This window comes from Catenulispora sp. GAS73 (assembly GCF_041262085.1).
GTDB lineage: Bacteria > Actinomycetota > Actinomycetes > Streptomycetales > Catenulisporaceae > Catenulispora.
On sequence record NZ_JBGCCM010000030.1, the window covers coordinates 123652 to 140520 of the forward strand.

At 72.5% G+C, this 16869-nt stretch carries 17 protein-coding genes; 7 read left to right on the forward strand and 10 right to left on the reverse strand.

The window, feature by feature from the left end; translation table 11 throughout:
- Positions 1-106: 106 nt before the first annotated feature.
- Positions 107-610, reverse strand: a complete 504-nt coding sequence (locus ABH935_RS36610; RefSeq protein WP_370382559.1) for a GNAT family N-acetyltransferase — start codon at positions 608-610, stop codon at positions 107-109.
- Between the two features lie 301 nt (positions 611-911).
- Here ABH935_RS36610 and ABH935_RS36615 point away from each other — a divergent pair, with 301 nt between their 5' ends.
- On the forward strand, positions 912-2570 hold the full coding sequence (locus ABH935_RS36615; protein WP_370382560.1) for a putative bifunctional diguanylate cyclase/phosphodiesterase: 1659 nt from the start codon (positions 912-914) through the stop codon (positions 2568-2570).
- Between the two features lie 309 nt (positions 2571-2879).
- Here the strand turns inward: ABH935_RS36615 and ABH935_RS36620 are convergent, their stop codons facing one another.
- Together ABH935_RS36620 and ABH935_RS36625 are read right to left on the reverse strand one after the other, a co-directional pair.
- A complete protein-coding gene (locus ABH935_RS36620; RefSeq protein WP_370382561.1) occupies positions 2880-3083 on the reverse strand; it encodes a DUF6186 family protein in 204 nt (67 codons plus the stop codon).
- The gene (locus ABH935_RS36625) at positions 3080-3553 is read right to left on the reverse strand and encodes a hypothetical protein (protein ID WP_370382562.1); all 474 of its coding nucleotides are present in this window, start codon (positions 3551-3553) and stop codon (positions 3080-3082) included. The genes ABH935_RS36620 and ABH935_RS36625 overlap by 4 nt, the downstream gene beginning before the upstream one ends.
- A gap of 221 nt (positions 3554-3774) precedes the next feature.
- Between ABH935_RS36625 and ABH935_RS36630 the strand changes: the two genes are divergently transcribed.
- The 3 genes from ABH935_RS36630 to ABH935_RS36640 all read left to right on the forward strand — a co-directional run bounded on the left by ABH935_RS36630 (position 3775) and on the right by ABH935_RS36640 (position 6402).
- Entirely contained in the window at positions 3775-4524 is a 750-nt protein-coding gene (locus ABH935_RS36630) for an NRDE family protein (protein ID WP_370382563.1), read from the forward strand.
- Between the two features lie 112 nt (positions 4525-4636).
- On the forward strand, positions 4637-5824 hold the full coding sequence (locus ABH935_RS36635) for a CaiB/BaiF CoA transferase family protein (RefSeq protein WP_370382564.1): 1188 nt from the start codon (positions 4637-4639) through the stop codon (positions 5822-5824).
- A gap of 161 nt (positions 5825-5985) precedes the next feature.
- Positions 5986-6402 (forward strand): peptidoglycan-binding protein, encoded by a 417-nt coding sequence (locus ABH935_RS36640; protein ID WP_370382565.1) that lies wholly within the window; start codon positions 5986-5988, stop codon positions 6400-6402.
- A 33-nt stretch (positions 6403-6435) separates the two neighbouring features.
- Here the strand turns inward: ABH935_RS36640 and ABH935_RS36645 are convergent, their stop codons facing one another.
- From ABH935_RS36645 to ABH935_RS36660, 4 genes are all read right to left on the reverse strand, one after another.
- Entirely contained in the window at positions 6436-7095 is a 660-nt protein-coding gene (locus ABH935_RS36645) for a histidine phosphatase family protein (RefSeq protein WP_370382566.1), read from the reverse strand.
- A 20-nt stretch (positions 7096-7115) separates the two neighbouring features.
- A complete protein-coding gene (locus ABH935_RS36650; RefSeq protein ID WP_370382587.1) occupies positions 7116-8669 on the reverse strand; it encodes a M1 family metallopeptidase in 1554 nt (517 codons plus the stop codon).
- A gap of 63 nt (positions 8670-8732) precedes the next feature.
- A complete protein-coding gene (locus tag ABH935_RS36655) occupies positions 8733-9395 on the reverse strand; it encodes a response regulator (protein WP_370382567.1) in 663 nt (220 codons plus the stop codon).
- Positions 9392-10702 carry a sensor histidine kinase gene (locus ABH935_RS36660; protein WP_370382568.1) on the reverse strand — a complete coding sequence of 437 codons (1311 nt, stop codon included), beginning with the start codon at positions 10700-10702 and terminating at the stop codon, positions 9392-9394. Before ABH935_RS36660 ends, ABH935_RS36655 begins: the two co-directional genes overlap by 4 nt.
- Positions 10703-10844: 142 nt before the next feature.
- Between ABH935_RS36660 and ABH935_RS36665 the strand changes: the two genes are divergently transcribed.
- Complete coding sequence (locus tag ABH935_RS36665; RefSeq protein WP_370382569.1) at positions 10845-11825, forward strand: ABC transporter ATP-binding protein; 981 nt, start codon at positions 10845-10847, stop codon at positions 11823-11825.
- The gene (locus ABH935_RS36670; protein ID WP_370382570.1) at positions 11822-12604 is read left to right on the forward strand and encodes a hypothetical protein; all 783 of its coding nucleotides are present in this window, start codon (positions 11822-11824) and stop codon (positions 12602-12604) included. The genes ABH935_RS36665 and ABH935_RS36670 overlap by 4 nt, the downstream gene beginning before the upstream one ends.
- 24 nt (positions 12605-12628) lie before the next feature.
- Here the strand turns inward: ABH935_RS36670 and ABH935_RS36675 are convergent, their stop codons facing one another.
- Together ABH935_RS36675 and ABH935_RS36680 are read right to left on the reverse strand one after the other, a co-directional pair.
- Entirely contained in the window at positions 12629-13546 is a 918-nt protein-coding gene (locus tag ABH935_RS36675; RefSeq protein ID WP_370382571.1) for a polysaccharide deacetylase family protein, read from the reverse strand.
- A 229-nt stretch (positions 13547-13775) separates the two neighbouring features.
- The gene (locus tag ABH935_RS36680; protein ID WP_370382572.1) at positions 13776-14384 is read right to left on the reverse strand and encodes a TetR family transcriptional regulator; all 609 of its coding nucleotides are present in this window, start codon (positions 14382-14384) and stop codon (positions 13776-13778) included.
- Positions 14385-14506: 122 nt separating this feature from the next.
- On the opposite strand from ABH935_RS36680, the gene ABH935_RS36685 reads away from it, so the two are divergent.
- On the forward strand, positions 14507-15721 hold the full coding sequence (locus ABH935_RS36685) for an acyl-CoA dehydrogenase family protein (RefSeq protein WP_370382573.1): 1215 nt from the start codon (positions 14507-14509) through the stop codon (positions 15719-15721).
- Positions 15722-15796: 75 nt separating this feature from the next.
- Here the strand turns inward: ABH935_RS36685 and ABH935_RS36690 are convergent, their stop codons facing one another.
- Positions 15797-16858: a tyrosine-type recombinase/integrase gene (locus ABH935_RS36690; protein WP_370382574.1), complete on the reverse strand. Its 1062-nt coding sequence runs from the start codon at positions 16856-16858 to the stop codon at positions 15797-15799.
- Positions 16859-16869 lie beyond the last annotated feature (11 nt).

Consider the following 16869-nt stretch of genomic DNA (forward strand, 5'->3'; position numbering starts at 1 on the left):
GACGGCCTGTCGGCATGCGTGGCTGGGGAACCGTCCTAGGACGGACGCCAGCTGGCACACGGGAAGCTCTTCACGGGGTCAGGATATCAGGGCAGGCATGCCGGACTCAATCAAGCACCAGCCGGAACGTCAGCAGGCCCTTGCCGGGGGCGTACTCCCAGTCGCGTTCGGGAGTGCGCTGGAAACCCAGGCGCGCGTACAGGCGCTGCGCGGCGGTCATCTCCGGCTTCGTCGACAGCACCAGCGCCGGCCGTCCGGCTTCGCGGGTGCGGCGCACGCAGTCCTGGACCAGTGCCTGTCCGACGCCTTGGCCGCGGGCGAAGCCGGCGGTGGCGAGCATCCGGATCTCGGCCTCGTCGCCGGCGGCGATGTCGGCGAACTCGCTGCCGGCCACGGTGTACACCGCGGCGCCGAGGATGCGGCCGGCGGCGTCCACGGCTATCAGCTGCCAGGCTCCGGGCGCGGCGTGCCGGGCGGCGGCGTCGCGCAGACGCGGCAGGTAGGTCGGCTCGGCCAGGGACTCGTCGCGGTAGACGGCGGCGGTCAGCTCCCCGGTGGCGGCCAACTCGGCCGGAAGGGCTTCGCGAATGGTGATCTGCGTGATCTGCACAGCGTTTGATTCTGCCCGAAGCCCGCCGGCGGTGGCCCGGCGCGTGCCCGGTGCGGACTCGGCGCGGACGCGGTGGCGGTGTGGCGCCGCCGGGGCGCGCCGATGGCGCGGTGCGGGCGTGAAGTGTGCGGTGGGAGTGTGACAGTACGGCCACGATCAGGTGATCCGGGAGTGTGTGCGCCGTCACAGCGCCCCCGGATGGTCCTATGATCGCGCTCGGTAGTCGTTCGGAAGCCGTGCAGGCGGCGGCGGTGCGGATCAGGCCAACCAGACGTCCTGGTCCGCGATGGAGGTGGTCGCGGTGTCCGGTCAGAATTCGTCCACGGTGCACGCCGAGACGGCCGCGTCCCGGTCGTCGGCGTCGGCGCCGTGGTCCGACGAGCTCACGGGGCTGCCGAACCGGGCGATGCTGGGCCGGTGGCTGGAGGCCCGCACCGGCCCGCGGGCGCGCCCGGGGCAGCGGATCGGTTTGTGCAGCCTGGACCTGGACGGGTTCCGGCAGATCAACGCCCTGCTCGGGTTCGGCGCCGGGGACCGGTTCCTGGCGGCGGTGGCGGCCCGGCTGCGGGCGGTGCTGGAGCCCGGCGGGCATCTGCTGGCGCGCACCGGCGGGGATGAGTTCGCGGTGCTCGTCGACTACAAGGGTTACCAGGACCCCGCGGATCTTCAGGACTTCCAGGACTTCCAGGACTTCCAGGATTACGGCGACGGCCCGGTCCCCGGATCCGGTTCCCGATCCGGCGGCGCTGCGGGTGCCGGGGCCGCTCCGGGCGTGCCGGGCGCGGAGTCCGGGCTGCCGCCGGGCGCCGAGGGCGCGGCGCGGCGCGGGACCTCGGCCTCGGGGCCGTCGGCATCCTCGGGGCGGCCGATGGTGGACCGGGTCGCCGAGCGGGTGCTGGCGGCGTTGCGGGACCCGCTGCGGGTCGAGGGCCGGGACCTGACGGTGACCGCGTCGATCGGCGCGGTCGAGGCCCTGGCCGCGGCGTCGGCGCCGGAGGACCTGCTGCGCGCGGCGGACCTGGCGCTGTACTGGGCCAAGGGCGAGGGCCGGGACCGCTGGACGCTGTTCGACGCCGAGCGGGCCGGGGCCGACGTGGCCCGGTACCGGCTGGCCGCGGACCTGCCGGCGGCCGTGGAGTCCGGGCAGTTCTACTGCGAGTACCAGCCGATCGTGTCCCTCGCCGACGGCGCCGTGACCGGCGTGGAGGCGCTGGTGCGCTGGCGGCACCCGCGGTTCGGGATCGTGCCGCCGGACCGGTTCATCGCGCTGGCCGAGGACTCCGGGCTGATCGTGGAGCTGGGCCGGCGGATCCTGGCCGAGGCCTGCCAGGCGGCGGCGACGTGGCCGGACACGCCGGGGCAGCCGGCGCCGCCGGTGTCGGTGAACGTGGCGGTGCGGCAGTGCCGCGACCCGCGGCTGATGGGGCACGTGCTGTCCGCGCTGGCCGACTCCGGGCTGGCGCCGCAGCGGCTGCGGCTGGAGATCACCGAGTCGGCGCTGCTGCCGGGCGACGACGCCGCGCAGGCGACGCTGCGGGCCCTGGCAGACCGGGGTGTGGCCATCGCGGTCGACGACTTCGGGACCGGCTATTCGAACCTGTCGCATCTGCGGCGGCTGCCGGTGCACATCCTGAAGATCGACGGGACGTTCGTGGCCGGGCTGACGTCGGCGAACGGCGTCGGTGGCGCGGTGAACGGCGCCGGTGACGGATCCGGGTCGGGTCCGGTGGCGGGCGCTACAGGGCCCTGCGGCGCCGATGAGCAGATCATCGCCACGGTCACGGCGCTCGGACACGCGCTCGGGCTCACCGTGACCGCCGAGGGCGTGGAGACCGCAGGGCAGCTGGAGGCGGTGCGGCGGCTCGGTGTCGACACCGGGCAGGGCTGGCTGTTCTCCCGGGCGCTGCCCGCGGCCGGGATCAGGGATCTGTTGGCGCGCGGTGCGCCGCTGGCGGCGTGAGGGCAGGCCCGGCGGTAAGGGCTGATCGGCCGCCGCAGGGCCTGCCGCAGCGCCGGGCCGCGACTGAGACAAGACTCTGAGGAGCGGACTTCGGGCTGGCACGCGGCGGAACTGGAGAGGACTTCCTTGCACCCCGAAGGCTGATCCTTTCGGTACCCACTGGCACCAGGGGCCCTCGGCGCGGTCTGATGTGTGTGCCGGCTCACCGAGCCGGACCGTGTTGGACAAGCTCCCCCAGCGACACCGACACTCGGGCGGGCCGCGACCTTCGGACCAGGGTCACGGCCCGTCCGGCTTTTTGTGCCCGGTTCAGGAACGGGACAGGAAGTGGAACCCCAGCCACCACCACACCAGCAGCATCCCCACCCGGCCCCACCGCTCGCGCATCACGGTGTGCACCAGCTGCGCGAACGTCGGCACCCGGCTGCCGGGGCGGCGCGCGACGACCTCCACGGCCAGCGCGGCCAGGCCGATCAGGGCGTACCCGACGGCGGTGATCACGCGCGGGCTCATCGGCGCACCATCCACACCCCGGTCAACAGCCACACGACGTATCCGCCGGCGCGCGCCGGCGGCGGGTCGATCAGCGGCCGCATGAGGATCGACAGGGTCGGGTGGGCGTGGGTGGAGCCGCGGGCGGCGGCGTACAGTTCCCAGATCCCGAAGGCGACGCCGACCGCGGCCCAGGCCACGGTGTCGCGGCGGGTGAACGGGGCGGGGGGCGGGAAGCGCGCGGTGGTGGGGCGCAGCGCGTACCAGACCAGGGCGGCGCCGGGGAGCAGGGTGGCGATCTCGGCGGGGACGGTGAGGCGGGCGAAGCTGCCGGCGATCAGGGAGTAGCCCAGGCCGACCGCACCCCATGTGATCATCGTAGAAGTGGGGTGGGTGGCCTTCAGCGGAATCGGTGCCGTCCGGGCCCCTGCGGCCGCCGGCTCGGCGGCGGCCTCGGCCCGACGGCCCATGGGCACGGATTCCTGCGTCATCGCGGCTCCCGCTTCCTCTTTCACCCCGCTGGTCCGGCGCGTGTTCACCGGGCGTTCGCGGACGTTCTTGTGCAGCGCCGATACCCGCTCTGGCGTGCGGCTACACACCGTTTCCGCCGTGGTGGCGGAGCGTGATCGACACGGTTGGTAGAGATCATCATGCCCCCGCGTTCGACCGGGACGGCGCAGGCTGCTGTGATGAGGGGGTGTGTACAGCGATCGTGAGTGTCGATCCCGCCTCGGAGTACCCGGTGCTGCTGGCCGGTGTGCGTGACGAGTTCCACGACCGGCCGTGGATCCCGCCGGGCCGGCACTGGCCGGAGCGTCCGGATCTGATCGGCGGCCAGGACCTGCTGGCGTCCGGGACGTGGCTGGCGGTGGATCCGACGGTGCCGCGCGCGGCGTGCGTGCTGAACGGCCGCGGGCCGCTGGCGCCGGAGTCGGGGCGGCTGTCGCGGGGCGAGTTGCCGCTGCTGTTCGCCGGGACCGGGGCCGTGGACGGCCTGGACTTCGCGCGCTACGACCCGTTCCACCTGATCTGCGCGACGCTGGAGGCGGTGTTCCTGCTGAGCTGGAACGGCGAGCGGCACGAGCGGCGGGAGTTGGGCGCCGGGCTGCACGTGGTGGTGAACAGCGGGCTGGAGGGTTCGGACCCCACGGACGGGCCCGGTACCGAGGAGATGCAGGCGCGACTGGACTTCTTCCGGCCCCGGCTGCTGGCCGCGCCGCGGCCGGAGCCGGCGCCGAAGGTGCCGACCGAGCAGGCGTGGGGGCCGTGGCTGCCGCTGGTGGAGGGCGACGGCCTGGACCCGGCGGACGACCGGGCGCTGCTGGTGCGGCGGGAGTTCGGGGAGCGGACCTGGGGGACCACGTCGGTGACGCTCGTCGGGCTGCGGGCCGGCGGGGTCCGGTACGACTTCAGCGGGCAGCCGGGGGATGCGGGGGCTTGGGTGGGGGTCGTCGAGGACTGAGACGGCGCGCGCCTGTCCGAGCCCGGTACGGCAACGTTTGCCGAAGGCTGTGAGCGGCGCGATAGCCGTGTCATATCGACGAGCGGTTCCGGGCGTGCCACGCTGATCGTTCATGACCGCCGTGCACCCTGACGCCGACTTTCCTGCCGACCTTCCCGCCGACGACCCGTCCCGGACCGGGCCGCTGGCCGGGCTGCTGGTCGTCGACCTGACGCGGGTGCTGGCCGGACCGTTCGCCACGATGATCATGGCCGATCTCGGGGCCCGGGTGATCAAGGTGGAGCATCCGGCGACCGGGGACGACTCCCGGCGCTACGGGCCCTTCGCCGCCGACGGGCGCTCGATGTACTTCGCGCGCGTCAACCGCGGCAAGCAGTCGGTGGCCGTCGACCTGAAGAAGCATCCGGAGCAGGTGGCGGCGCTCGCCGAGCGGGCCGACGTGCTGGTGGAGAACTTCCGGCCCGGCGTGATGGACCGGCTCGGGTTGGGGCCCGCCGCGCTGCGGGAGCGCAACCCGCGGCTGGTGTACGCCTCGGTGTCCGGGTACGGCGCGACCGGGCCCCGCTCCGGGGAGCCCGCGTACGACGCCGTCATCCAGGCCCGCAGCGGCCTGATGTCGGTGACCGGGGAGCCGGACGGGCCGCCGGTGAAGTCCGGTGCGTCGGTGTCGGACCTGTCGGCCGGCGTCTACACGTTCGGGGCGGTGATGGCGGCGCTGGTCGGCCGCGGCATCCACGGCCGCGGCACGCACGTGGACATCGCCATGTTCGACGCGACCGTGTCGTTCCTGGAGGGCAACGCACTGGCCTGGCTCGCCGACCGGACCGTGCCGCACCGCATCGGCTCGCACCACCCGAACATCGCACCGTTCGGGGCGTTCGCCGCCGCTGACGGCCAGATCGTGGTGTGCGTCGGCAACGACGCACTGTTCGTCGCGTTCGCCGCCGCGCTCGGGGCACCGGAGCTGGCGCAGAATCCGCAGTTTGCGCAGAACGCGGCGCGCTCGGCGAACCGGCTGGTGCTGACCGCGGTCATCGAGGAACTGCTGGCCGCCGACACCTGCGCGAACTGGCTGGCGCGGCTGGAGGCGGCGAAGGTGCCGTGCGCGCCGGTGAACGACATCGGGCAGGCGATGACGGACGTGCAGACCGAGGCGCGGCGGATGCGGATCACCGCCGGCGGCCTGGAGCTGCCGGGGCAGGTGGTGAAGATGGCCGGGTATCCGGATCCGGTGGTGCGGCCGGCGGCGCCGGAGCTGGACGAGCACGGGGACGCGATCCGGGCCGAGTTCGGGTTCTGAGGCGGGAAACACGTTGCGGCCGGCAGGCTGCCGGCCGCGGCCTCGTTGCCCTCCCCGCGCGGCCGGCTGATGCCACGCGACTGCCACAGCCGTCGCACGGATCTGCCACGCCCCTGCGGCATCGTCGCACGGGACAGCGTCCTCCCGAAGGGAACAGAACGATGGCAGATCGCTCCCTCACCCAGCCGCTCCGCCGCCGCCTGATCGCGGCCGTCGTCGGTGTGCTCGCCGTCGGCGGCGCCACGATGGTCACCGCTGTGCCGGCGCACGCCGAGGACATCGGCGGCTTCTGCATGTACACGAACAGCCAGCCGCAGCTGTACGTCGGCAGCCAGGGCGACGCGGTGCGGCAGGCGCAGTGCGAGCTCAACTTCGCGTACGCCTACGGCCACTCCACCAACTATGGCAACGGCTCGTACAACGGCCTGACCGAGGACGGCGACTTCGGCCAGAACACCGAGGCCGCGGTCAAGAACTTCCAGATCCACTGCATGGGCGCCACCAACCCCAACGGCATCATCGGCCCGAACACCTGGAACGCGCTCAACAACCAGGTGCTCACCGGCTCGTTCTGCTGAACCTGATCTGCCGGTGGCGTCCCCGACTGGCGTTCAGGGGGCGCCACCGGCCGCAAGTGCCGCCTGGGGGTTGAGGTGGCGCAGGTCGCCGAGGCTGACGATCCGGCGGTTGTGGTAGAAGTCGTCCTCGCGCAGGGTGGTGATGCTGCCCGACGGCGTGAGGAACCCGACCGAGCCCAGCGCCTCGTAGGGCATCTTGATCCAGGTCGTGAGGACGAACGTCGCCGCGAAGCCGTGGGTCACGATGATCTGGTACTCGCAGTCGCGCGCCAGGATCTCCTCCATCGCCGCGCAGACCCGCTTCGCGCACTCTCCCCGGGTCTCAGAGCCCGGAATCCCCTCGTAATGCCCCATGCGGTCCCCGTCGGCCGGCGCCGGGATGAACCGCTCATCCAGCCACTGCTGTGGCCGGCCCTCGGCCTGTCCGTATGACTTCTCCCGCAGCCTGGGGTCCAGGATCGGCTCGATCCCGAACTCCCGCGCCACCTCGTCGGCGGTCTGGCTGGTACGCAGCAGATCCGAGGAGAACAGCTCCACGTCGGCGCCGGCCGGGATCTGGTCGCGCAGCGTCCGGGCGATCCGGACCGCCGCCGCACGACCGGCCGGGGTCAGCTGCGAGTCGTGCCAGCCGCCGACGACCTTCTCGACGTGGTGGGTGGCTTCCGGGTGGGCGACGACATGGATGCTGCGCACTGATGCTCTTCTCTCGGTCCTCAGGCGCCCGCAGGCCCCGGCGGCTGGATCGTCGGCGTCGTCGGGGAGTCCAGCCAGGCGTTGATGTACGCCGTGAAGTCCCGGCCGGTCCGGGCGTTGACGAACGCCACGAACGCGGCACGGTCCTGGTTGATGCCGGCGTGCTGGTGCGCCCAGTCGTTCAGGAGCTGGTAGAACGCCGGGTCGCCGACGGCGTGGCGGATGCCGTTCAGCATCAGTGCCGGGCTGTAGTAGACGTTCGGCGAGGCGAAGTGCGTCGGCAGGGGGTGTCCGGGCGGGCCGTCGCGGCCGCGCAGGGCCTGGTCCTCCGGTGCCGCTACGGCCTGCAGGACCGCGTCGACCGTGGTCGCCGTGGTCGCCGGCGGCCCGCCGGGACCGGGGCTGGGGCTGGGGTGCGCGGCCTGCCACAGGAACTGCGCGTACATCGCGAAGCCCTCGTTCAGCCACAGCCCCGACCAGGTCGTCGGGGTCACCGCGTCGCCGAACCACTGGTGTGCGAACTCGTGGAGCAGGTCCGCCGGCGGGCCGCCCGGACCGAAGGTGATCATGGTCTGGGTTTCCATGCCGACCATGTCCGGGGGGAACAGCACCCCGGCGGTCGGGAACGGGTACGGCCCGAACCGCTGCTCCAGGAACGAGATCATCCCCGGCACCTGCGCCGTCAGCTTGTGTACCGCGTCGGCGTCGGCGGGCAGGTACCAGAACGTCAGGGGGATGCCGTGCGGGCCGGTGGCGGTGTCCTCCTGGTACCGGTCGATGGAGAACGCCACCAGATACGTCGCGACCGGGTTCGGCTGGTGCCAGTGGTAGACGCCGTGGCCGCCGGACTCGGTCCGGCCGCCGAACGCGCCGCCGCTCACCCCGGCCCAGCCGTCCGGGACGGTGATGGACACGTCGTACAGCGCCTTGTCCGAAGGCTGATCGTTGCACGGGTACCACGTGAACGCCCCATAAGGCTCCTGCTGCGCCCACACCCCGCCGTCTGCGCCGACCTGCGCGCCGAGCCCGGATATGTCAGGGCGCGTCACCGGCGCCGGCACCAGATGCGGGGTGCCGTGGTACGTGACGACCACGGTCACGGTGCTGTCAGCGGCGATCTGCCGCCCGACCGGGACGGTGAGATGGTCGCCGTCGTGCGTGCCGGCGACCGGCGCGCCGTCCACGCTCACCTGGCCGACGCTCATCCCGGCGGCCAGGTCGAGGACGAAGCGGCTGGTGGGCGCGGCGGCCCGCACCGCCAGCGTCGCGGTGCCGGTCAGCACCGTCGCGGTCGGGTCCCATTTCAGGTCCAGGCCGTAGTGCAGGACGTCGGTCGCCGGGTCGCCGTACTGCGGGTACATGTCGTCGGCCACCGGATGCGAACGGCCCGCCGACCACTGGCTACCGGCGGCAGGGGCGCTCGCCGACGGCGCCGACGTGGACGTCGCGGCCCGGGACGTGCCACCGGGTCTGGCCGCAGGATGCGAGCTTGAGCCGCCGCACCCCGCAGCAGACATCGCCACCGCTGCCAACGCCGCCGCAGCGGCCGTGAACGCACGCTTCCCCCGAACCATCCCCACCCCGGAACCCTCCCCGTCCACCAAGTACCGGCCCCCACCATCTCAACCACCGCCCCGCTACGCCAGCCCGCCCCGGAACGCCTGAAGCACCAGCTGCACCCGATCCCGCGCGTCGAGCTTGGCCAGCAGGTGCCCGACGTGCGTCTTGACCGTGCCGGTGGAGACCGTGAGCTGCTCGGCGATCTCGGTATTGGTGGAACCGGCGGCGATCAGCGTGAGAACCTCAAGCTCGCGAGCCGTGAGCAGCGACCGCAGACGGTCAGCCGCACGCGACGTCACCGGCGCCGGTTCCGGCAGCCGCGTGAAGGCCTGAATCAGCCGCCGCGTCGCCGTCGGCGCCAACAACGCCTCCCCGCCGGCCACCACCTCGATCGCCGACAGCAAACCCTCCGGAGGCGTGTCCTTCAACAGGAACCCGCTCGCCCCGGCACGCAACGCCCCGAACACGTAATCGTCGAGGTCGAACGTGGTCAGGATCAGAACCCGCGACGGACCGGTCGCGGTGATGAGCCGGGTCGCCTCCAACCCGTCCATGCCCGGCATCCGCACATCCATCAGCACCACGTCCGGGCACACGGCGCGCGCCGCGGCGACCGCCTGGGCACCGTCGCAGGCCTGCGCGACGACCTGGAATCCGTCGGCCATCGTGACGATGCCGGCGAAGCCGGCGCGGACCAGGGCTTGGTCGTCGGCGACCAGGACGGTGATCGGTGCGGTCACGACGCCGCCCACGCCGGCTCGTTCGTCGCGGACGACGCCGACGCCGATGCCGCTGTCTCTGACGAAGGAGCCGCCGTCGAGCACGGCAGCACCGCCCGGACCCGCCAGCCGCCGCCGGTCAACGGGCCGGCCTCGACCGTCCCCTCATACAGCCCGACCCGCTCGGCGATCCCCGCCAGCCCATGCCCGCCGCCACCACCCCCGGCGACCGCGCTGGTCGTGCCGGGCGCGCCGCCACCGGAGCCGCCGCCGCCGACCGCAGGGGCCGGCCCGCCGCGTCCGGCGTCGGTGACCTCCACGACCAGCGCCGTGTCCTGATACTCCAGCAGCACCCGCGCCGAGCGGGTGTGCGCGTGCTTCACCACGTTCGTCAACGCCTCCTGCACGATCCGGAACGCCGCCAGCTCCAGCCCGTCCGGCAGCTCCCGCACCTGTCCGCGGGTCCGCACCCGCACCGTCACTCCGGCCTCGGCGCAGGTGGCGACGAGCCGGGGCACGTCGGCCAGCCGCGGGGCCGGCGCCAGCGCCGCGGCCTCGCCGCCGTCGCGCAGCACTGTCAGCATCCCGCGCATCTCCACCATGGCCTCGCGGCTCACCTCCTGGATCGCGGCCAGGGCCGCCTCGGCCACCGCCGGGTCGCGGCCGATGGCGAACCGGCCGTAGCCGGCCTGCACGTTCACCACGCTCATGCTGTGCGCGAGCACGTCGTGCAGTTCCCGGGCCAGCCGCACCCGCTCCCGGTCCAGCTCGGCGCGCGCCGCGGCGTCCTGTTGCTCGCGCAGCCGGGCGCCGATGTCCCGGTAGCGGGCCACACCGACCCCGAGGCAGCAGGCCAGTACCAGAGTCAGGCCGGTCGCGCCGAGGTTAATGCCCTTGTGGTGGGAGGCGGCGACGGTGGCGGTGTCGGCGGCGTACAGCACGGCCAGGGTCACCAGCGTCACCGGCAGCGGCTCGGTGACCGCCACCGAGTACAGCAGCAGGGTGCTGACCAGCCCGAAGCTGCTCAGGCTGAGGGTCGCCAGCGGCCAGGCGACGGCGAGCATCACCACCCAGGCGGCCAGCGCCGCGGCCGCGGACAGCAGCGGGCGCCAGCGCCGGGCGGCCAGTGCGGCGCCGCAGACGACCACCCCGGCGAGCACGACCGTGACCTGGACGGCGGTCGGAGCGGGGTAGCCGTACCGGGACCAGTCCTGGCGGTGCCAGTTGAGCACGCTCTGGACGGCGATCAGCGTGGTCACCGCCGTGGCGGACACCACGTCGAACACCACCCAGGCCCGCTGACCGGGCACCGGAGGTTGGGTTCGCATGACTCCAGGCTAGCCAGGGTGCTGATCACCGGTCATCGGCCCGGGGGCGTATGACCACGGTCGTACCCGCCGGTGACGCGGCAGTGGGAATTCCGCCTGTGGTCCGAAGACCGGAGGATGCCCGGCGGGCAGCCTTGCGGTCATGACCATCGAAGCCTGCGAACTCACGAAACGCTTCGGCGGCGCCGTCGCCGTCGACGCGCTGTCGTTCACCGTCCGGCCCGGCCGGGTCACCGGGTTCCTGGGGCCGAACGGCGCCGGGAAGTCCACGACGATGCGGATGATCCTGGGCCTGGACGCCCCCGATGCCGGCGCCGCGTTCGTGGACGGCCGGCCCTATGGCGAGCTGCAGCATCCGCTGCGGGAGGTCGGGGCGCTGCTGGACGCGAACGCCGTGCACCCGGCCCGCTCGGCGCTGGCGCATCTGCGGGTGCTGGCGGCCAGCAACGGCCTCGGTACCGCGCGGATCGGCGAGGTGCTGGCCCGCACGGGCTTGACCGAGGTGGCCCGGCGCCGCGTCGGAGGGTTCTCCCTGGGCATGAAGCAGCGCCTGGGCCTGGCCGCGGCGCTGCTCGGGGATCCGCCGGTGCTGATCCTGGACGAGCCGGTCAACGGCCTGGACCCCGAAGGGGTGCACTGGATGCGCGGGCTGCTGAAGGAACTGGCCGCCGAAGGCCGCACGGTGTTCGTGTCCTCACACCTGCTGACGGAGATGGCGCTGACCGCGGACCACCTGGTCATCATCGGCCGGGGCCGGCTGGTCGCCGAGAGCAGCACCGCCGAGTTCCTCGCCGCCAACTCCCGCACCGACGTGCTGGTCCGAGCCTCGGACCCGACCGCCCTGGCCGCAGCACTTCGCACAGCCACGGTCAGCGTCGAGCCGGACGGCGCGCTGATCGTAGCCGGCCTGGAACCGGCCGCCATCGGCGACACCGCGGCGGCGCACGGCATCGGCGTACACGAACTCACTGTGCGGCGCGCGTCGCTGGAGGAGGCGTACCTGCAGGCCACCGAAGGCGTCGTCGACTTCCGCGACGACCAGAACCGCGCCGGATATCCCACCGGACACCTCACCGAACACCCGGCCGAGCACCTCACCGAGGAAGGGAACCACCAGCGATGACCGCCCCCACCACCGGCCGCGCCCTGCACGCCGAATGGATCAAGATCACGACGCTGCGCTCCACGTGGCTGACCGCGTGCGCCGCGGTGGCCGCGACCCTGGCGTTCGCGCTGATCGGCTACCACGCCACCGCCCACGACTGGCCGAAGTGGACGCCGGGCGAGCGGGCCTCCTACGACCCGGTCCGGGCCGGCTACGCCGGCACCTTCGACCTGGCGGTCCTGGCCCTGGGCACCCTCGGCGTGCTCACCGCCAGCAGCGAATACGGCACGGGCCTGATCCGCACCACCTTCACCGCCACCCCGCGCCGCGCCCACGTGGTCACCGCGAAGATCCTCGTCGTCGGCGGCCTCACTCTGGCGCTCGGCGAGGCGATGGCCTTCACCGTGTTCGAAGTCGGGCAGCACCTCATCGCCTCCACCGGCAAGCAGGTGACGCTGACCCACCCGCACGTGGCGCGCGCCGTCGTCGGTTCGGGGTGGTTCCTGGCGTCCTCGTCGCTGACCGGGCTGGGTCTGGGGTTCGTGATCCGGCGCACCGCCGGGGCGGTGGCGGCGTTCCTGGGCCTGTACTTCGTGGCGCGGCTGCTGCTGGGGGCGCTCGGGGACACGGTGGCGAAGGCGTCGCTGCCGTTGGTGTTCCAGAGCATCTCCGGTATCAACTCGCCGCCGCCTGGGAGGGTGCTGCCGTCGGTGCCGGTGGCGTTCGCGATCCTGGCCGGGTACGTGGTGCTGAGTGTGGGCGCCGCGTTCGTCGCGGTGCGGCGACGCGACGCCTAACCCTAGTTGGCCGGTCGGCGCGGCTCAGGGCTGGACGAAGTGGTAGCCGGCCTCAAGCAGCTTCGGCAGGAACTGTTGCAGCGCGGCGACTGTCTGGGAACGGTCGCCGCCGCCGTCGTGTTCCAGGATGATCGAGCCGGTCTTGGTGTGTCCCATGACGGTCGACACGATGTGGTCGGCGCCGGGACGGGACCAGTCGCGCGGGTCCACCGACCAGTCCAGCGGCCGCAGACCCAGCTGCGTACACACCTGGAACACGGTGGGGGACCAGTTGCCGCCGGGGGCGCGGAACAGCACCGGCTGCTTGGCGCCGCCTTTGGTGATGGCGTCGGTGGTTCGCTCGATCTCCGCGGTGACCTGCGCGGCGGTCATCTTCGACAGGTTCGGGTGGGTCCAGGTGTGGTTGGCGACCAGGTGCCCGGCGGCACTGACTTCGGCCACGAGGGAGGCGTGCTTGTCGGCGTTCTGGCCGATCATGCAGAAGGTCGCCGGGATCTTGTACTGCGCCAGCAGCGCCAACACCTGCGGGGTGTATTTGGAGCTGGGGCCGTCGTCGATGGTCAGGGCTATCGCCTTGTCACCTTCGTGCACATAGAACTGCGGGGTGCCGGCCGCAGGGGGCGGGTCCTGCCCGGGGGCGCCGGCCGGCGGGGTGTTGTCCGGCGGCGCGGAGGTGTTGGTGTGCGAGTCGCCCTGGGCGCTGGAGGGGTCGCCGCTGGGGTTCTGGCCGGGGAACGGCGCGCCGCCGGCGGGCTTCGAGCGGGGGTCGGGCGTGCCGGAGGAGGTCGCACCGGCTGTAGCCGACTTGTCACTGTTCGAAGAGCAGGCACTCAGCAACATGATTCCGCCGGCGCTCAGCATCAGCCGCCGGGATATACCGCGGTCGAGCCGCAGGCCGGTGCCGCGGAGGAGGTTTTGAGGATCAGGACCCGAAACGTTCACGCCCAGGGGACGCCTCAGCCCGCTGCGGGGTTGAGTTCTCTGAAGAGTTTCTGAAGGAAATTATTGGTCCGTCGACGGCGCGCGCCGGGTCCGCCGGCGGCCGCGGGCGGCGCCGTTTCGCGCTGTCAGCAGGGGAGAAGGCCGGTTGTGGCGCGGCGTGCCCCGGGGTGTGGGCAGGTAAGTGTCTAGGCGGGGATCTACGCCTGACCTACGTATGGCTCGCGGCTGCCTAGGCGTGGGCGTAGGCGCCGTCGATCAGGTCGGCCAGGTGCCGTGTGAGGTCTTCGCGACCGAAGGGTTGCTCGTCGAGCCACCAGTCGCTGGCGGCCTGCACCATGCCGACGATGCCGTGGGCCCAGGCTTGTGCGCGCGGCCACTGGTCCTCCGGCAGTCCGAGCTCGGCGGCGATACCTATGGCCAGGGCGTCGCCGAGCCGGCGTTGGAACATCGCGACGCGGTCGCGGACCTCTGGTTCCTCGGCCTGGCCGCGGTGTACCAGGAACCGGTAGAGCGCCGGGTTGCCCTCGACCAGGCGCAGCCAGGCGTCGATCGCGGCCTCGGTGCGTTCGCGCCGGGTCGCAGGCCTGGTCAGGGCTTCGCGCAGCAGGGCCAGCAGGGTCTCGATGTGCCGGTCGGCCAGGGCGACGTACAGGCCGGCTTTGTCGCCGAAGTGCCGGTACAGGATCGGCTTGGAGATGCCGGCCTCGGCCGCGATCGCGTTCATCGACGCCGACGGGCCCTCGCGCAGCACCACGCGCTCGGCCGCGTCCAGGAGGTACTCCCTGGTGCGGCGGGGTCCTCGGCGGGATGCCCGTGCCTGGTCTGCGTCGGTCGCCATCGGGTCCCTTCCTCCGGGTGTGGTCGTCATCTTGACAGAAGTTACCGCCGGTAACACACTAGCGGCGACCGAGGTTACCCATCGGTAGCGCCCTCCAGACCCGAAGGACAGTGAACGAGACGATGACCGGGTTCTCCCTGGATTTGACCGAGGACCAGATCGAGCTGCGGGACTGGATCCACGGATTCGCCGCCGACGTCATCCGGCCCGCCGCCGCCGAATGGGACGAGCGGGAGGAGACGCCCTGGCCGATCCTGCAGGAGGCGGCCAAGGCCGGCCTGTACTCGCTCGACTTCTACGCCAACCAGTGGTTCGACGAGTCCGGCCTCGGTATCCCGATCGCCATGGAGGAGATGTTCTGGGGCGACGCCGGCATCGGCCTGGCCCTGTCCGGCACCGGCCTGGCCGCCGTGTCCGTGGTCTCCAACGGCACCCCCGACCAGGTCGGCGAATGGGTCCCGCAGATGTTCGGCACCCCCGACGACGTCAAACTCGGCGCGTTCTGCTCCTCCGAGCCCGACGCCGGCTCCGACGTCGGCGCCATGCGCACCCGCGCCGTCTACGACCAGGCCAAGGACGAGTGGGTCCTGAACGGCACCAAGACCTGGGCCACCAACGGCGGCATCGCCAACGTCCACGTCGTCGTCGCCACCGTCGACCCCGCCCTGGGCACCCGAGGCCACGCCTCCTTCATCATCCCGCCGAACACCCCCGGCATGGCCCAGGGCCAGAAGTTCAAGAAGCACGGCATCCGCGCCTCGCACACCGCCGAAGTCGTCCTGGACGACGTCCGCCTCCCCGGGGCCTGCCTGCTCGGCGGCAAGGAGAAGCTCGACGCCCGCCTGGCGCGCGCCCGCGAAGGCAAGTCCAGCCGCGGCAACGCCTCCATGGCGACGTTCGAAGCCTCCCGCCCCGCCGTCGGCGCCATGGCCGTGGGCATCGCGCGCGCCGCGTACGAGTACTCCCTGGAGTACGCCAAGACCCGCGTGCAGTTCGGCAAACCGATCGTGGAGAACCAGGCCGTCGCGTTCAAACTCGCCGACATGAAGACCTCCGTGGACGCCTCCCGCCTGCTGGTGTGGCGCGCGGCCTGGATGGCCCGCAACGGCAAGACCTTCGAGTCGGCCGAGGGGTCCATGTCGAAGCTGTTCGCCTCCGAGACCTGCAAGAAGGTCACCGCCGAGGCCATCCAGATCCTCGGCGGCAACGGCTTCACGCGGGAGTACCCGGTGGAGCGGATGCACCGTGACTCGGCGATCTACACGATCTTCGAGGGGACGAGCGAGATCCAGCGGCTGGTGATCGCGCGGACGATATCGGGGGCGGCGATCCGGTAGCCGGTCCGGTAGTGGACCCGGTAGGCGATCTGCTGACGGCGCACCCCGCTCATTGCGTTCACTCCGCTCACTGACTCACTGAGCCAGCGGAGAGCGCTGCAACGCCTCCGCCGCGGCCGACGCCGACGGATCCAGATACACCGAGGTCGTGCCGACGTCGGAGTGGCCCAGGATGTCCGCGACCGTGCCCACGTCGGCGCCGGCCTGCCGCAGCAGCACCGTGGCCGCGGTGTGCCGCAGGCCGTGCGGCGTCACCGCGCGCCGCAGGTCCGCCGGCATCTGCTTCACCCGGCGCGCCACCATCCGCTGCACGTCCCGCGCCGTCATCCGGCGGCCACGGATCGTGACCACCAGGGCGCGCGCCGCATCGGCGCGGTCCGGCTCGGGGTCGGAGGCCGGGGGAGCGGGGCGCTCGTGCTGCTGGTACTCCCCGAGCAGCGCCACCAGCGTCTCCGACATCGGCACGTCGCGGCTGCGGCCGCCCTTGCCGCTGCGGATCCGCAGCACCGGCATCCCGGTCAGCTCGTGCTGGCGAACGTCGTCCAGGTTCGCCGCGCACAACTCCGCCACCCGCGGCCCGGTCTCGGTCAGCAGCCGCAGGATCACCTCGTCACGGAACGTCAGCCGCTGATCGGCCCGCAGCTCCTTCGTCGAGGCCGCCAGCTGCGGCGTCTCCTGCAACGCCTGCGCCTGCTCCACAGTCAGGCCCACCCGCGCGCCGACGGCGCGGGTGGGCACGCGGACGCGCGAGACGTTCGGCATCGGGTCGGCGCGGACATAGCCCTGCTCGGCGGCCCAACCGAACAGGCCGCGCACCGCAGCGGTCCAGCGCGCCCGGGCCTGCAGGCCGCGCCCCGGCGCCGGCTCACCGCCGGGCCCGGCCTTCCGGCTGCGGGTGTAGCGACGGTCCGGGGCGTTGGCGATGCGCACCAGGGCGTATTCGATGTCTTCGGCTTCGACGTCATCGAGGGCCTTGTCCAGACCGAGCAGCGTGGCGGCCTCGGTGAGGTCCCGGCAGTACGCGTCGCGCGTGGCCGGGGACAGCGCCCCGGTGGCCACGCGCAGGTGCAGGGTGTCGCGATAGCGGTGGACGGCTTCGGCAACGGAGATCGGGGTGAACGGTTTGGGGGCGGCCACTGATCTATCGA

What these genes read in the sequence shown, in the direction of transcription:
- ABH935_RS36665 (WP_370382569.1), top strand. Translation starts at nt 10,845, where the DNA reads ATGACCATCGAAGCCTGCGAACTCACGAAACGCTTCGGCGGCGCCGTC.
- ABH935_RS36635 (WP_370382564.1), top strand. Translation starts at nt 4,637, where the DNA reads ATGACCGCCGTGCACCCTGACGCCGACTTTCCTGCCGACCTTCCCGCC.
- ABH935_RS36685 (WP_370382573.1), top strand. Translation starts at nt 14,507, where the DNA reads ATGACCGGGTTCTCCCTGGATTTGACCGAGGACCAGATCGAGCTGCGG.
- ABH935_RS36620 (WP_370382561.1), bottom strand. Translation starts at nt 3,083, where the DNA reads ATGAGCCCGCGCGTGATCACCGCCGTCGGGTACGCCCTGATCGGCCTG.
- ABH935_RS36680 (WP_370382572.1), bottom strand. Translation starts at nt 14,384, where the DNA reads ATGGCGACCGACGCAGACCAGGCACGGGCATCCCGCCGAGGACCCCGC.
- ABH935_RS36625 (WP_370382562.1), bottom strand. Translation starts at nt 3,553, where the DNA reads ATGACGCAGGAATCCGTGCCCATGGGCCGTCGGGCCGAGGCCGCCGCC.
- ABH935_RS36640 (WP_370382565.1), top strand. Translation starts at nt 5,986, where the DNA reads ATGGCAGATCGCTCCCTCACCCAGCCGCTCCGCCGCCGCCTGATCGCG.
- ABH935_RS36670 (WP_370382570.1), top strand. Translation starts at nt 11,822, where the DNA reads ATGACCGCCCCCACCACCGGCCGCGCCCTGCACGCCGAATGGATCAAG.
- ABH935_RS36660 (WP_370382568.1), bottom strand. Translation starts at nt 10,702, where the DNA reads ATGCGAACCCAACCTCCGGTGCCCGGTCAGCGGGCCTGGGTGGTGTTC.
- ABH935_RS36650 (WP_370382587.1), bottom strand. Translation starts at nt 8,669, where the DNA reads ATGGTTCGGGGGAAGCGTGCGTTCACGGCCGCTGCGGCGGCGTTGGCA.